Source organism: Acutalibacter sp. 1XD8-33 (genome assembly GCF_003612555.1).
In the GTDB taxonomy this organism is placed as follows: Bacteria; Bacillota; Clostridia; order Oscillospirales; family Acutalibacteraceae; genus Acutalibacter.
Genome location: NZ_RAZF01000007.1, coordinates 111,640 through 126,058, shown reverse-complemented (window position 1 = coordinate 126,058; position 14,419 = coordinate 111,640). Strand labels below are relative to the sequence as shown.

The 14,419-nt window shown below is 57.8% G+C and carries 15 protein-coding genes; 2 read left to right on the top strand and 13 right to left on the bottom strand.

Annotation, left to right across the window (positions count from 1 at the left end; genetic code table 11):
- The first annotated feature begins 373 nt into the window (after window positions 1–373).
- Window positions 374–967: a hypothetical protein gene (locus D7X94_RS07655; RefSeq protein ID WP_120427135.1), complete on the top strand. Its 594-nt coding sequence runs from the start codon at window positions 374–376 to the stop codon at window positions 965–967.
- Between the two features lie 497 nt (window positions 968–1,464).
- Here D7X94_RS07655 and D7X94_RS07650 read toward each other — a convergent pair whose 3' ends face one another.
- The 12 genes from D7X94_RS07650 to D7X94_RS07590 form a co-directional block, all read right to left on the bottom strand.
- Window positions 1,465–3,657, bottom strand: a complete 2,193-nt coding sequence (locus D7X94_RS07650) for a polyribonucleotide nucleotidyltransferase (protein WP_120427134.1) — start codon at window positions 3,655–3,657, stop codon at window positions 1,465–1,467.
- Between the two features lie 219 nt (window positions 3,658–3,876).
- Entirely contained in the window at window positions 3,877–4,140 is a 264-nt protein-coding gene (gene rpsO, locus D7X94_RS07645; protein ID WP_120427133.1) for a 30S ribosomal protein S15, read from the bottom strand.
- Between the two features lie 141 nt (window positions 4,141–4,281).
- A complete protein-coding gene (locus D7X94_RS07640; protein ID WP_120427132.1) occupies window positions 4,282–4,917 on the bottom strand; it encodes a GyrI-like domain-containing protein in 636 nt (211 codons plus the stop codon).
- 18 nt (window positions 4,918–4,935) lie between these two features.
- The gene (locus tag D7X94_RS07635; RefSeq protein ID WP_120427131.1) at window positions 4,936–5,706 is read right to left on the bottom strand and encodes a hypothetical protein; all 771 of its coding nucleotides are present in this window, start codon (window positions 5,704–5,706) and stop codon (window positions 4,936–4,938) included.
- A 2-nt stretch (window positions 5,707–5,708) separates the two neighbouring features.
- A complete protein-coding gene (locus D7X94_RS07630; RefSeq protein ID WP_120427130.1) occupies window positions 5,709–6,416 on the bottom strand; it encodes a carbon-nitrogen hydrolase family protein in 708 nt (235 codons plus the stop codon).
- A gap of 137 nt (window positions 6,417–6,553) precedes the next feature.
- Window positions 6,554–6,907, bottom strand: coding sequence for a histidine triad nucleotide-binding protein (locus D7X94_RS07625; protein ID WP_120427176.1), 354 nt, complete (start codon window positions 6,905–6,907; stop codon window positions 6,554–6,556).
- 471 nt (window positions 6,908–7,378) lie between these two features.
- Entirely contained in the window at window positions 7,379–10,009 is a 2,631-nt protein-coding gene (alaS, locus tag D7X94_RS07615; protein WP_120427129.1) for an alanine--tRNA ligase, read from the bottom strand.
- Window positions 10,010–10,155: 146 nt separating this feature from the next.
- Window positions 10,156–10,665, bottom strand: coding sequence for an adenylate kinase (locus D7X94_RS07610; RefSeq protein WP_120427128.1), 510 nt, complete (start codon window positions 10,663–10,665; stop codon window positions 10,156–10,158).
- Window positions 10,666–10,667: 2 nt separating this feature from the next.
- Window positions 10,668–10,904, bottom strand: coding sequence for a hypothetical protein (locus D7X94_RS07605; RefSeq protein ID WP_120427127.1), 237 nt, complete (start codon window positions 10,902–10,904; stop codon window positions 10,668–10,670).
- Window positions 10,901–11,047 (bottom strand): hypothetical protein, encoded by a 147-nt coding sequence (locus D7X94_RS18390; RefSeq protein WP_158590944.1) that lies wholly within the window; start codon window positions 11,045–11,047, stop codon window positions 10,901–10,903. Before D7X94_RS18390 ends, D7X94_RS07605 begins: the two co-directional genes overlap by 4 nt.
- A gap of 762 nt (window positions 11,048–11,809) precedes the next feature.
- Window positions 11,810–12,100: a helix-turn-helix domain-containing protein gene (locus D7X94_RS07595; protein ID WP_120427125.1), complete on the bottom strand. Its 291-nt coding sequence runs from the start codon at window positions 12,098–12,100 to the stop codon at window positions 11,810–11,812.
- A 44-nt stretch (window positions 12,101–12,144) separates the two neighbouring features.
- The gene (locus D7X94_RS07590) at window positions 12,145–12,384 is read right to left on the bottom strand and encodes a helix-turn-helix domain-containing protein (RefSeq protein ID WP_120427124.1); all 240 of its coding nucleotides are present in this window, start codon (window positions 12,382–12,384) and stop codon (window positions 12,145–12,147) included.
- Window positions 12,385–12,486: 102 nt separating this feature from the next.
- On the opposite strand from D7X94_RS07590, the gene D7X94_RS07585 reads away from it, so the two are divergent.
- Entirely contained in the window at window positions 12,487–12,720 is a 234-nt protein-coding gene (locus tag D7X94_RS07585) for a helix-turn-helix domain-containing protein (protein WP_120427123.1), read from the top strand.
- A gap of 23 nt (window positions 12,721–12,743) precedes the next feature.
- Here D7X94_RS07585 and D7X94_RS07580 read toward each other — a convergent pair whose 3' ends face one another.
- Window positions 12,744–14,384, bottom strand: a complete 1,641-nt coding sequence (locus D7X94_RS07580; RefSeq protein WP_120427122.1) for a penicillin-binding transpeptidase domain-containing protein — start codon at window positions 14,382–14,384, stop codon at window positions 12,744–12,746.
- Window positions 14,385–14,419 lie beyond the last annotated feature (35 nt).

The following is a 14,419-nucleotide window of genomic DNA, read 5'->3' as shown; positions in this document are numbered from 1 at the left end:
CAGCAAAACAACTTTCTACGAAAAAGCAAATTTGTATTGACAAATTTATAATAATATGCCACACTTTGAACAAATAAGTGAACTCTCATTGTTTTGCTCTTTCAATGAATAAGCAATTAGATTCATCAGAATGGGGACTGATGCCGATGGGCAGTTTATCAGGAATCTAAGTTGTCTCAAAAGCAAGAGAAACGAAAAGACAACCAATTTGGATTTTGAGAAAGGAAAGGTTATCATAAAAAGGCAATAACCTTTATTATCTATTTCGGTGGTACTCCGCTGAAGGGGCATTCCTTGACTTTCAATGCAGTAGTAAATGGAAAAGAATATTATGATATGATAGCATTGGATGAGTGAGAACCGAGGTGCTTTTATGAATCAGAGGAGATTTTGGAAAGGCTCCTGTACCGCTCTCTGCCTGCTGCTGGCCGCTTTGCTCTTCCTCCCCGCCTGCGCGGGGGAGGAAGCCAGCGTTCCCAGCCTGAAAGAGGTGGAGAAATATGAGAGCCTTTTTTGGAAAGACCGGGACATCGCGCTGGAGGGCCTGGGTTTCTCGGAAAATGACATTAAAGCAAAGATGGGGGATGAGCTTGTCCTAAAAGAAAAGCGCGAGATGGCCGGTCAGGAATTTCGAATGCTCCTGCACATGGGCGGAGTGGAGGGAGACTTCTGCCGCGTTCTGTTTAACTTTTCCACCAAGGCGGAGGACGCAGTCTGGGAAATTCTGGAAACCTTGCTGAAAGAGTGCAAAAAGGTCTATGGCACCACCAGTAGCGAGGAGGGCTCTGATAACCGCATCTCTGAGAGACTCCTCACGGGGGATACCTCCCTGAAAAGCTCTGTTTCCGAGCGGTGGCAGATCGGGAAAATGACCGAGTGCATCCTGACCGCATTCCGGATGGACAGTGGAGCTCTTGTCGTCCAGCTTCAGTACTATCCCCGGGAGCCCTTTGACAAAGAAGAGTGACTCCCCTCCCGAAAGAATATGGAAAAGAAAAGCCATGCTGCCCATTTTGGAGCGGGCCGCCCGGGACTGCTCCCCTTGAGCTCCGCGCAGTGGAAAGCGCAAAAATCCCCCATGCGGGCTTCGCATAGGGGATTTTTTACGAGAGCATGTGTTGGCCTCCGGCGGGGAAGGGTTCCACCCCTCCCCGCCACCTTTGAGAAAGGTAAGACTTCGTTTCACGAAGTCTACGAAACTTTTACGGTTGTTCGGTTAGCTCGACAAAAATACGTGAATTCTCTGCGACGAACGTAGTGAGAAAACAGGGTAAAAATTTGTGGGGTTTGGGGGTGAGCGTTCTGCCGGATACTTGGCAAAGCCAAGTATTGCAGACAACGCTGCGAACCGACCGAGCCGGGGAAGCTCCCCGGTGGCGAAGAGTTCATGCAAGCATAAACTCCCGAGTCGGCAGATGAGACCAGGCGAGACAGCCCCAAGGTCTTAAAGCAGGCGGCCCCGGCTCAGCGTCTGTCGTGGTCCCGGCGGGGCGGGCGGCGGTCCCGGCCGCCTTCCCGGCGGGGGCCCCGGTCGTTGGAGATGTCGTTCTCCGGCACCGCGCCGTCCAGGTCGATGAGGGCGTCCCGGCGGGAGAGGTTCAGCCGGCCCTTGTCGTCGATCTCCAGCACCTTCACCTTCACCACGTCGCCCACGTTCACCACGTCCTCCACCTTCTCGGTGCGCTTGATGTCTAAGCGGGAGATGTGCACTAGCCCCTCTTTGCCCGGGGCAATCTCCACAAAGGCGCCGAAATCCACGAGCCTAGTCACCCGGCCGTTATAGTAGCTGCCCGGCTCCGGATCGTTGACGATGGTGTCCACAATATCCATGGCCCGACGGCACTTCTCCACATCCAGGCCAGAGATAAACACATGGCCGTCCTCTTCCACATCCATTGTGATCTCGCACTCGGCGCAGATCTTCTGGATGACCTTGCCTCCGGTGCCGATCACTTCCCGGATCTTGTCCACGGGAATCTGCATGGAAAGCATTTTGGGCGCATAGGCGGAGAGCTCAGGCCGTACCTCCGGAATCGCCTTCAGAATAATCTCATCGATAATATAGTTCCGGGCCTTATGGGTCTTTTCCAGGGCCTCTTTCACCATGGCAGGGGTCAAACCGGAGATCTTCAGGTCCATCTGGATAGCGGTAATGCCCTTCTTGGTGCCGCCAACCTTAAAGTCCATGTCGCCGAAGAAGTCCTCTACGCCCTGAATGTCCACCATAGTCATCCAGCGGTCGCCCTCTGTGATCAGGCCGCAGGAGATGCCCGCCACAGGAGCCTTGATAGGCACGCCGGCGTCCATCAGCGCCAGTGTGGAGCCACAGATAGAGGCCTGGGAAGTGGAGCCATTGGAGGAGAGGACTTCGCTCACCAGCCGGATGGTATAGGGGAATTCATCAATTCCCGGCACCACAGGCACCAGAGCCCGCTCCGCCAGAGCGCCGTGGCCGATCTCCCGGCGGCCAGGGCCCCGGCTGGGCCGGGTTTCTCCTACCGAATAGGAGGGGAAATTGTAGTGGTGGATATACCGCTTGCTCTCTTCCTCGTCAATGCCGTCCAGCAGCTGGTTGTCCCGGATGGAGCCAAGGGTGGCTACAGTAAGCACCTGGGTCTGGCCCCGGGTGAACATTCCAGAGCCATGGGTCCGGGGCAGCAGGGCCACTTCCGCAGCCAGAGGACGCATTTCGTCCATACCCCGCCCGTCCACACGCTTCTGCTCGTCCAGAAGCCAGCGGCGCACCACATATTTCTGGGTCTTGTACATGCACTCGTCAATCTTAGCCTCTTGCTCCGGATACTCCGGGTCAAAGCGCTCGTGCACTTTGTCATAGACCGGGCGCAGCCGGGCGTCTCGGACCGTCTTGTCATCGGTGTCCATGGCGGCGCGGACGTCGTCCTCGGCAAAGGCCTTAATGGCCTCGAACATCTCCGGCTCCGGCTCGTTGCTGGGATACTCAAATTTCTCCTTGCCGATCTCCGCCTGGATGCCCTGGATAAACTTCAGAATATGCTGGTTGGCCTCATGGCCGGCCATAATGCCGTTATACATATCTTCATCGGAGACTTCGTTGGCCCCGGCCTCAATCATGGCAATGCGCTCTGTGGTGGAGGCCACGGTAACGGCCATTTCGCTCAGCTTACGCTGTTCGGCATTGGGGTTGATCACGAATTCCCCGTCAATCAGTCCTACAGACACACCGGAAATGGGTCCCTTCCAAGGGATGTCAGAGATGGAGAGGGCAATAGAAGTGCCCACCATGGCGGCAATTTCCGGAGAGCAGTCCTGGTCCACGGACATCACCGTGCAGACTATGGACACATCATTGCGCATATCTTTGGGGAACAGGGGGCGGATGGGGCGGTCGATCATGCGGCAGACCAGAGTGGCCTTTTCACTGGGACGCCCTTCCCGCTTTAAAAACGAGCCGGGTATTTTGCCCACAGAGTACAGCTTTTCTTCAAAGTCCACGGAAAGAGGGAAGAAGTCGATACCGTCCCGGGGCTTGGCTGAAGCGGTGGCAGCCACATGCACCACGGTATCTCCGTAGCGCACCAGGCATTCACCATTGGCCAGTTGGGCCATTTTTCCCGTCTCAACAGTCAGCGGCCGTCCCGCAAAATCTGTTTCATAACGCTTAAAATTCTCAAACATTAGGATTCCCTTTCTCCCCCGGCTTTGGGGGTAATTTTTCCGCGCTTTCCGGTGCCCTGTTTGACAAATAAGCAAGCCGAGAATTTTCTTGCCATATCCACGGCTGGTTTATTTGTAAAACAGGGGGTCCGTCCGGCGCATCGGAGAAGATAAACAAAAGGCGGCGGCTCACCCCGAGGGCAAAACCACCGCCCCGCCTATGCTCCTCTTGTTTCGGTCTTACTTGCGGATGCCCAGTTCAGCGATGATGGCGCGGTAACGCTCAATGTCTATCTTGATGAGATAGTTCAGCAGGCTGCGGCGCTGGCCGACCATTTTCAGCAGGCCCCGGCGGGAATGGTGGTCCTTCTTGTTTACCCGCAGATGGTCCGTCAGGTCGTTGATCCGCTTGGTCAAAACGGCAATCTGCACCTCGGGAGAACCGGTGTCTCCCTCGTGGCGGGCATACTTCTTGATAATCTCGGTCTTTTCGATTTTTGTCATTTTCTTCACCTTTTCTAATATTAGGATTCGCCCATCCCGCAGGCTATGGCCGGTGGAGCCAATATCCGAGGGAAAGGTACTCGCATTATTTTACCACACTCTATCCGGTTTGTAAAGCCTGATTTTTGGGCAAAGAGCTGGTCAGCCCGAACTGCGGATTGGGTGCCGGATTACGGTTTTCATCTTTTCTGGCGGGGTTTTGCGTGGGTCGCTCAGATAGATCTCATGGTGCCGCCGGGTGTCGCTCCAGTCGTTCTCATAGCCGTTTTCCAAAAGGTATCGGTCCATCCGAGCCACGGTTTCCGGCTCGCTGTCATAGGGGCCCACATGGAGGGCCTGCACGCACAGTCCCTCGTCCACGGTGATCATCCGCGCCGGGGAGCAGTCCAGCTTTTTCTTTCTGGAAGCCTCCGCTGCCGCCCAGGCGAAATCCTCCGGGCCCACGAAATCCGGCAGACGGATCACAGAAACCCAGTGAAAGGAGGCCTTGTTCCCATAGTCGATGCCCACTGCCCCAGGCTGCCACCAGAATCCCTCCAGGGGCGGCACCACATACTGGAAGAAGCCGGAAATCTCTCTGCCCCCCTTATAGCTCATCTTCAGGGTGTAGGCCACGGCGTACAAAACGCCGATGGCCTGCTGGTAGGCTCCACCCTCCTGGTTGGGGTCCCCCTCTCCCTCCACCGCGATGTAGTTCATGGGCGGCACGGTGATGATCTCCGGCTTCGCCTTGGGAGCGTATAGCTCCTTGTACCCCTTTTTGAAATCAAACGGCATTCTCTACCTCCTCTCTCGTTATGCCAGGTCCAGCCGCAGCCGCCCGTCTTTGGGGCTGACGGCGATCTGGCGCTCTCCCACCCAGCGATACTCCGGCAGACGGGCCATGAGATTCCGCAGCATACACAGAACCACCGGATGGACCGTTTTATCATGTTCGCTGTGCATCACATAGCTTCTCCGCAGCTTTTCCAAGAGCTCCTTCTTGTGCCGCTCGATCTCCGACGCGGCGATCTCCATGGGCATTTCCGACAGGCACAGCCAGAAATACCATTTGGGAAACCAAGGCCGCTTTTTCTCCTCCGCATGGCGATTATAGTTGTCCACCCGGCTCTGAATCCAGTCCAGATCCCCCGGCGCGGCGGCACAGAGGAAACGCAGGGCCACCAAGGAGGCGTCGAAGCACTCTCCTACCCCGTCATCCTCATAGCCGAAGCAGGTGTTTTTCAGCCGGCGGAGAGTCTCATCCCGCATAAGGACCACCTGGGAGCTCTCCGGGGCCAGCAGGCAAAGCAGACGGAGGATCTCCAGCTCCACCATGTTCCCGGCCAGGATCTTGGTCTTTGGGGTCTGCCCCAGCAGGCTTTTTATCTTTATCCCCTCCTCCGGGGCGTAAAACACCGGAGCAAGCTCCCGTTTTTGAGAACTGCCCCCGCTGGAGGAAAAGGGTCGGGCGGATTCCAGCAACACAAGAACAATATTCTCCCGCTCCTGACGGGAAATCACTTCCCCCTTTATTAGTCGGGCATCTGTCTCCACCGCCAGTTGGTAGGGTGTTTTCCCGTTCATGCTCATACCTCCACAATCAAAATATCCTCTTTTCCAAAATCCAGCCGGCTTTCCGTTTTTCCGCCGGTAAAGCAGAACGCCCCGCCGCAGGACTCCGGGCTGTGAGAGATAGAGTTAACCATCAGCGCCGTATGGGCCGCCAGAGCCGCCTGCTTGGCATACTCCGCCTCATATCCGGCCCATTCCTCCTGGGTAAAGTTCACATAGACAGGCCAGATGAGAAGGCCGTCTGTGAAAAAGCGCTCTGGAAAGTCCCACAGGTCGCCGCACAGAGCCAGCTGGATCCTCCGCCCCTGGTAGAGGAAGCCTTTGGTTTCCGCCCCCTCCCGGTAATGCTCATCGGTGATGGAGTACTCCTTCCAGCCTTTGGAGATCCGCCTGTAGTTGTAGGCCAATCTCCCGTCTATAAACACCGCGCAGGAGGAATAGAGCGAGTCGCCTGACCGTTCGAAGTAGCCCAGCAGCAGATCCGTCTTGTATTCCCCCGCCAGCCGCGCCAGTTCCCCCATAACCGGAGAATCTGCGGAAACCGCCACAGTCCGGTCGGCCTCATACCGCCAGCTAAGGGCGTCAAATCCCTGGAGGAAGCTCTCTCCAAAGCAAAGCAGGTCCACCCTTCCCCCAGCGGCTCTCAGGCCCTTCTCCACTTGAGACAGATTGTGCTGAATGTCTCCGTTGACAAACGAATAGGCGGCTAACCCAATTTTCATATTCCTCAGCTCCTACAACTCCTGAATATCATTTATTCCTCATAAGTTTCTTGGGTTAAAACACGAAGCATTGGCGGGCTTGGATGCGCGGCGGCGCAAGTCCCTTTATCAGATTGCGCCGCGCACCCCTTTGGGGTTCATTCGTCCTCAGGGAAGGGCGGCCAGCCCATTTTCTTTCCGCCCAGCAGATGGAAGTGCAGATGGGGAACACTCTGCATTCCGTCCGCGCCGCAGTTGTTTACTATGCGGAAGCCGTTTCCCAGGCCCAGCTCCTCCGCCACCTTTGCCGCGATCTCAAAGATATGGGCCACTACGGCGCTGTTTTCCGGGGTGATCTCCGCCGCGGAGGCAATATGCTCCTTGGGGATGAGTAGCACATGGGTGGGGGCCTGAGGGTCCAGGTCCCGGAAGGCCAGGACGGTCTCGTCCTCATAGACTTTTGTGGAGGGGATCTCCCCTGCCGCGATTTTGCAGAATACGCAGTTTGCCATTTTGTCACGCTCCTTAATTTTTGAGAAAATGTTTTCTGAACGGTAGGGCCTCAGCAGGTCCAGGTTCTTTTTGGCATAGTTGATGCCCCATTCAGGCTTGGAACGCCGCCCCTTGCCATAGTCCCGGCTTACCAAAACGGCGTTAGGGGCTTTCCAGGCATAGGCCGGGATCACATAGAGCTCCGGCGGGAAGCGGTCGGCAAATCGCAGGTAGCAGACCAGACGCTGGGCGTCCAACCGGGGCATTTTGCTCTTTGGAATATAGACATAGCTGCCCCGGGTGGACTTGACCTGCACTTCGTAAAGGACTCCCTCCGGACTTTTCACCAGGAAGTCCACGCCGTGGTCATCCACCTCCGACGGATAGATCTCATACCGGTATGAGAGGAACTCCGCCATGGCAAGATATTCCGCGCACCTTCCCAGCTGCAGGTGGCTCATCTCAGACCAGTTCAGGCTCGGCATAGGCGCTCAGGACATCTGCTCCCGCACCAGTCCCGGCACCGCCGCCAAGGCCTCGTCCAGTTTGGTCTGGTCCTTGGCCCCGGCCATGGCGAAGTCCGGCTTACCGCCGCCGTTGCCCCCGGTGAGCTGGGCCACGGCCTTCACCAAGGCTCCGGCCTTCAGGCCCTTCTTCTGGGCGGCTTTATTGCAGGCCGCCGCCAGCGTGGCCTTGCCGTCACTGACTCCGGCAAACACCGCCGCAATGGGTTCCTCTCTCTCCTTGGCCTTGTCGCAGAGGGCCCGCAGAGCGTCGCTGCCTGTGCCGGAGAGCAGGGCATACACCACTTTTATGCCGTCCACGTCCTGGGCGTCCCGGAACACGCCCTCCAGGTTCAAAGAGGCCAGTTTGGCATTCAGGCTTTCGATCTGCCGGTCCTTCTCTTTCAGCTCTGCTGTCAGCTGTTTTACCCGGGCGGGAAGCTCCAAGGGGTTCATCACCTTCAAGGCGCGGGCAGTCTCCTGTAAGGCGTCGATCTGCTTGCCCAGCTCCAGCAACACGCTGCGGCCGGTAACGCCCTCAATGCGCCGCACTCCCGCCGCCACCGAGGACTCGGAGACAATTTTGAACAGGCCCAGCCGGGCGGTGTTGTCCATATGGGTGCCGCCGCACAACTCCATGGAGAAGCCGTCTGCCAACGAGACCACCCGTACCACGTCGCCGTATTTTTCCCCGAACAGGGCCATAGCCCCCAGCTTCCTGGCCTCGTCCAGAGGCATCTCCCGTACCTCAACCGGCACGGCCTTCATAATCTCCAGGTTAACCAGCCCCTCCACCCTGGCCAGCTCCTCGGGAGTAAGGGCGGTGAAATGGGTAAAGTCAAACCGCACATGCTGCTCGTTTACCAGCTGGCCAGCCTGCTCTACATGGTCGCCCAGCACCTGGCGCAAAGCCGCCTGGAGCAGATGCGCGGCGGTGTGGTTGCGCATGGTGTCAAACCGCTGGGCCTCCTCCACCTGAGCGCTGATGGTGTCCCCCACATTCAAAGAGCCTTCGCTGACCTGTGCCCGGTGGAGAAATATTCCCTCATGCCGGGTAACGTCAATCACGTCTACCGTGACACCCTCGGCCTTCAGCTGGCCACTGTCTCCGGTCTGGCCACCGCTCTCCCCATAGAAGGGGGTGCGGTCCAGCACAACGGACACCTCGGCCCCTTCGCCGGCAGACTCCACCCGCTGGCCGTTCTCAATGATGGCCAACACCTTGGCCTCGCCGGCAAGCTCCGTGTAGCCGGTGAACGCAGTGGCAGGCAGACCGCTGACGGCGCCGCCCTCGCCCTTCCAGGCATCGGCCCCAGCGTTCTTCCGGGCAGAACGGGCCCGCTCCTTCTGCTGGCGCATCAACTCCCGGAAGCGCTCCTCGTCCACCAGCATCCCCCGCTCGGCCAGAATCTCCTTGGTCAGGTCCAGGGGGAAGCCGAAGGTGTCGTTCAGGGTGAAGGCGTTCTCGCCGGAGAAGGTCTTGCTGTCGGCCCTGTCGATGAAGCTGTTGAGCATGGCCATGCCCTGGTCGATGGTGCGCTCGAAGCTCTCCTCCTCAAAGGCCACCACCTTGCGGATGGTCTCCTGCTTCTCCCGCAGCTCAGGATAGGCCCCGCCGTTCTCCTCAATCACCGTGTCCACCACGTCCTTCAGGAAGGCCCCGTGGACCCCCAGTAGCCGGCCGTGGCGGGCGGCCCGGCGGAGTAGGCGGCGGAGCACATAGCCCCGGCCCTCGTTGCTGGGGAGGACGCCGTCGCCGATCATGAACACGGTGGAGCGCATATGGTCGGTGATGACCCGTAGGGAGATGTCGGTTTTCTTGTCCGCGCCGTACTCCACCCCGGTGATCTGGCTGATCTTCTTCATGATGTTCTGCACGGTATCCACCAGGAACAGGTTGTCCACGCCCTGCATCACGCAGGCCAGCCGCTCCAGGCCCATGCCGGTGTCGATATTTTTCCGGCCCAGGGGGCTGTAGTTGCCTTGGCCGTCGTTGTTGAACTGGGTAAACACCAGGTTCCAGATCTCCACGTAGCGGTCGCAGTCGCAGCCCACGCCGCAGGTAGGCTTGCCGCAGCCGTGCTCGGGGCCCCGGTCGAAGTAGATTTCGGAGCAAGGTCCGCAGGGGCCGCTGCCGTGCTCCCAGAAATTGTCCTCCTTGCCCATGCGCTTCATGTGGCTCTCCGGCACGCCGATCTCCTTGGTCCAGATGTTCCAGGCCTCGTCGTCCGACTCGAACACGGTGACATAGAGCTTGTCCTCGGGGATCTCCAGCACCCTGGTAAAGAACTCCCAGGCCCAGGAGATGGCCTCCCGCTTGAAGTAATCGTTAAAGCTGAAATTGCCCAGCATCTCGAAGAAGGTGCCGTGGCGGTCGGTGATGCCCACGCTGTCGATATCCGGGGTGCGGATGCACTTCTGGCAGGTGGTGACCCGGTGGCGGGGGGGCTCCACCTCGCCGGTGAAGTACTTCTTCATGGGGGCCATGCCCGCGCCGATGAGCAGGAGGCTGTTGTCCCCCTGGGGGATCAGGGAGAAACTGGGCAGGCGCAGGTGCTCCTTACTCTCAAAGAAACTCAGGTATTTCTCTCTCAGTTCGTTCAGTCCGGTCCATTGCATGTGTATCGTCTCCTTCTTGAATTTTTTGAAATAATACTGTGTGTCCTCCAGACGCAGAGAATTTTGCTTCGCAACTCTCTGCGCCTTACGGCAAGACCTTGGGCCGCGCCAGCTGAGCGCGCGAGCTCAGGCCCCATATCACCACGTTATAACTCAAGCTCCACCTGATAGCTCCCGTCGATCAAAAGATACTCCAGCCCTTTCTCCCGGCACCGGCGCAGGTTCTCCTCATTCTCCCGGATCAGCGCCTCCCAGTCCAAACTGTCCTCCAGGCGCTCCTCAACCACCCCCGCATAGCCGAGAATGTCCGCCCTGTGTCCCTCAATATACCGCCGGGTCATCACCAAGCACACATAGCGGATCTCCCGGAGATACTCCTGGCCGAAGTCCTCCTTCCAGCAAAAAGGGATGTAGCAGCCCTCCACGATCAGGTTCTGCCGGTTCTCCACGGCGGTTTTCACCATCTCCCGCACAATGGGCCACAGGTATTCCGTCAGCTCCGGGTCGTCCTCCGGGGTGAGCTCCGTCTGCCCGCTGCGGATCAGGCCCATCTTCAGGTGGTCGATGGAGAGATAGGGGTAATGGTACTTTTCCAGCAGCCGCTGGGCCAGGGCGGTTTTGCCCGTGTGGGTGGTTCCGGCGATCAAAAGAACCATGGCTACTTCTCCTTTCTGAAATACTCCACGGCCATGCTGGCCAGCCCCAGCAGCAGAAGAATACCGCCGACGGCCAGGGGAACGGCCATGCCGCTGGCCAGCATGGCTGTGCCGTAGCGGCCGGGCGGCGTGGACCAGCTGCCAACCCGGTCCATATAGGCGCCGCCCACCAGCAGGGCCGCCAGCGCCCAGATGCTGCCGATCAGGCTAAGAAAGCCGCCGATCACTACTCGCTTCATCCTGACGCCCCTTTCGCCTTCTGCCCCTTTCTGTGCCGCAGGAAATCCATCACGAACTCCGCCGCTGTAAAGACCGCCAGCAGGCAGGCCAGCCGCGCCGCCGCCAACAAGAACAGAATAAGGCTCTGTAGAAATTTTCCCAAGCAGATCCCTCCTCAAAAAAGAATAAGGGCATACCTGTCCCCATTGGGACGGGCATGCCCGCGGTACCACCCAAATTGCGCCAAGAAAAGCGCCAACTCAAATCCCGTTAACGCCGGGGTACGCCGCCGCTCGTCGCGGCGAAAGCGCGAAACTTCCCCCAAAAAAGTTTCCAGGAGCGGCCCGAACCCTTTTCCCAAGCGGCTTTCACCCGCCGCCGCCTCTCTGGATGGGAACGGCCCCATGGGCCGCAGGGAACGTCTTCTCCACGCTGAATCCAGTATCAAGCACAGTATACCGCGATTTTCCCGGTTTGTCAATAGGCCCGGCCGCGCGTTTTTTGCCCCCAGCAAGGTCGTGAGGGCTCTGCCCTCACACTCCCGCCACCTTTGAAAAGGTGGGCGAAACTTTTACCCTGCTTCCTCACTACGTTCGTCGCAGACAATTAACGTATTTTTGTCGAGCTAACCTAACAGCCGTAAGAGTTTTGCAGACTTCGCTCTGCGAAGTCTTAGCTTTCTTCAAAAGCTCGCAGGGGATTGGGGGTGAGCGTTCTGCCGGATACTTGGCAAAGCCAAGTATTGCAGACCACGCTGCGAACCGACCGAGCCGGCAGGCGAGACCAACGTCCCCAAGGTCTTGCCCTCGACCTTAACTCCTGAGAAGCGTATTTTTGCGGGTGTGAATAATAGTTAATGCTCGCTTCGCTCGATTAACTATCCGAGTTTTGCGAAGCAAAACTCTTGCAAGAGGGGACGGAGAGTTCATCTCGTATAACGAGATGAACTCTTTTGCAACTGAGAAAAAAGTCCCCTGGAAACCGGAGCAAGCCAGCCGCGCGGTGTGCCAGAAGCCGAAGCGTCCTCCACAAACCGGACCACATCGTTGGGTGTGCACTGGAGGATGGCGCAGAGCTTTTCCAGGGTGAGCAGCGTGATATTCTTCCCCTTTTTCAGGGAATCCAGGGTTTTGTTGTCAATCCCCTCCCGCAGAAGCCGGTACTGGGTTACGCCGCGGCTTTTCATGGTTTCCCAGAGCGGACTGTAGTCGATCATTGGAACCACCCCGCATATTCCAGTGGAATTCTAGGGAATACCCCCTATGGCTCCAGGTTGTCCTCCTGAAACAAAGGGGAGGCGAAGAACGCCTCCAGCCCGATTCCCAGCCCCTGGCACAATTCATGGAGAATTCTCAGCTTGATGGAGTCATAGGCGCAGTGGACGATATTGTTGATGGTGGATTTTGGCACGCCGCTGCGCAGGAAAAGCTGGTATTGGGTCATGTTCCTCTGGACCAGCAGTTCTGTGAGCCGCTGGCTTACCGCCTGATTCAATTTCATCTGGATCACCCATAGCGATTGTAGCAATCCATAGGACAGAAATAGTCCTTGTAGATGGACCATCGGCAAGATTAATGGTATACTACAACTGAGGTGGTATAAGTGGAAAAAGAATCCAGAGAGATAAGTCGGATATTGCGTCTGCTGCGGGTAAATCGTGGCCTCTCCCAGGAGGAGGTCGCCAAAGTGCTGGGCATCAGCAGGCCCGCCTATTCATATTACGAAACAGGAAAAAGTCTGCCGGGGCTGGCGGCGATCCGAAAGTTGGCGGAATTTTACGGGGTTTCCGCAGATGTTTTTATCTATCCGGAGTGGTTTGGAGAAACGGAACGCTAAGAGGGCCCGCCGCTTTTTTCAGGCTATGCTTCCGGGGCGAACTTCAGCCCCGCGATCCGCTCCCCAATCTCCCGGAAGATCCTGGCAGTATCCCCGCTTTCCAGCGCCGACTCCTTCAGCACGGTAATACAATACCGGGGACCGGAGCCATCGCTGAGAAATCCGCAGTACCAGAAATGGGACAGTTCCTGACTGTTTTCGTAGCGGCCTGTCTGAGCGGTTCCGGTCTTGATGCCGCTGACGCAGTTTTCCGGCGCGCCCCTTGCTCCCGTGCCGTTCTCCGCCGCGTTAATAAGACAGTCTTGCAGCCGCCGGGCGGTTTTTTGGCTCATGGCCTGGAGCGTCACATCGGTGACCGGACGGTGGGGGGTGAGGGAGCCCTCGCCGTCCACCAGGCCCGCAATGAGCTTGGGCGAGCGGTAAACTCCGTCAGAGGCGATGGCGTTCATCATGGCGCACAGTTGCAGAGGAGAAGCGGTAACATCCCCCTGACCAAAAGAGAAATTTGCCAGGGCTCTGAAGTTGGTGAGAGACTCCCCCTGCGGCAGAGTGCCAGAAGCGGTAAACAGTCCCCGACCAAATTCCTGTTCTACCCCCAGCCCTAGATTATACGCCATGTTCAGGATCGGCTGGCTTCCAATGGCTCGGGCCGCGCTGATAAAATAGCAGTTGCAGGATTTTTCAATGGCACCTTTCAAATCCACCTGGCCATGAGCAGTGCCGTCAAAACACTGGAAAAGCATTCCGCCGGCGTTAAGGGAACCGGTGCAGTCAAAGGACTTCAATTCTTGTCCGCTTTCCAGCTCCACCGCAGCGGTGACCAGCTTAAACACCGATCCAGGCGCATAGGCCTGAAAGGCTCTGTTTACCAGAGGAGAGTCCTTTCGCTGGGCGGCTTCGCCAATACGGTCGGGCTGAAAGTCCGGCAGGCTGGCCAGCGCCCGGATTTCGCAATTGGGAACCTCCGTTACCACTACAGCTCCCTGGCCAAGAGTCTGGGAAACCTCTTCCACGATCTGTTGGATGTCCAGATCGATGGCGGCCACTACGCCTCCAGCTGTCTCCTTCATGGAGTCTGCCACCATACGCTTAGCTCCGGCAATGGCTCGGCCCAAGGCATCCACCTGATAATAGACGGAAAGCTGTCCTTGGCTGCGGTCCAAGGCGTCGTCCATGGCCAGCTCAATTCCCGACGCGCCCCGGCCCTGGCTGTCCAGATATCCAACCACATGGGGGGCCGGCTGTTCCTCCCCATACCGGTCCGCTACCAGAAACATATCAATGCAGTCATGCTCCACTGGCCGGTCCAGGGCAAGGAAAAAGGGTTTTCCGTTTTCCAAAGCCAGCGCCAGGCGGTCCCGGTGCTTTCCGCCGGTGGCGGTTTCCAGCGCGCCTATGGCCTCAATGGTGGGGGCCACGGCGGCAACCCAGCTGTGGGAACCGCCGGTTAAGGGGCGCAGCGCGCAGTCATAGATGGTGCCCCGGGATTTGGCAATGTCCAGCTGGTAAAGGCTCTGCTGTCCAGCCGCCGCCACATACTCCGCGTCGCCGGAGACATTTGCCAGAGAGTGTCCCGCCACGCCCATGAGAATCAGCAACAAAAACATGAGCAGATAGGCCCGGTTTTTGGCTCTTGACAGATTTCCTTTGCGGCTGCTTTTCAATTTGGAATCCCTCTTTCCCAATAGTTTTGACGTGT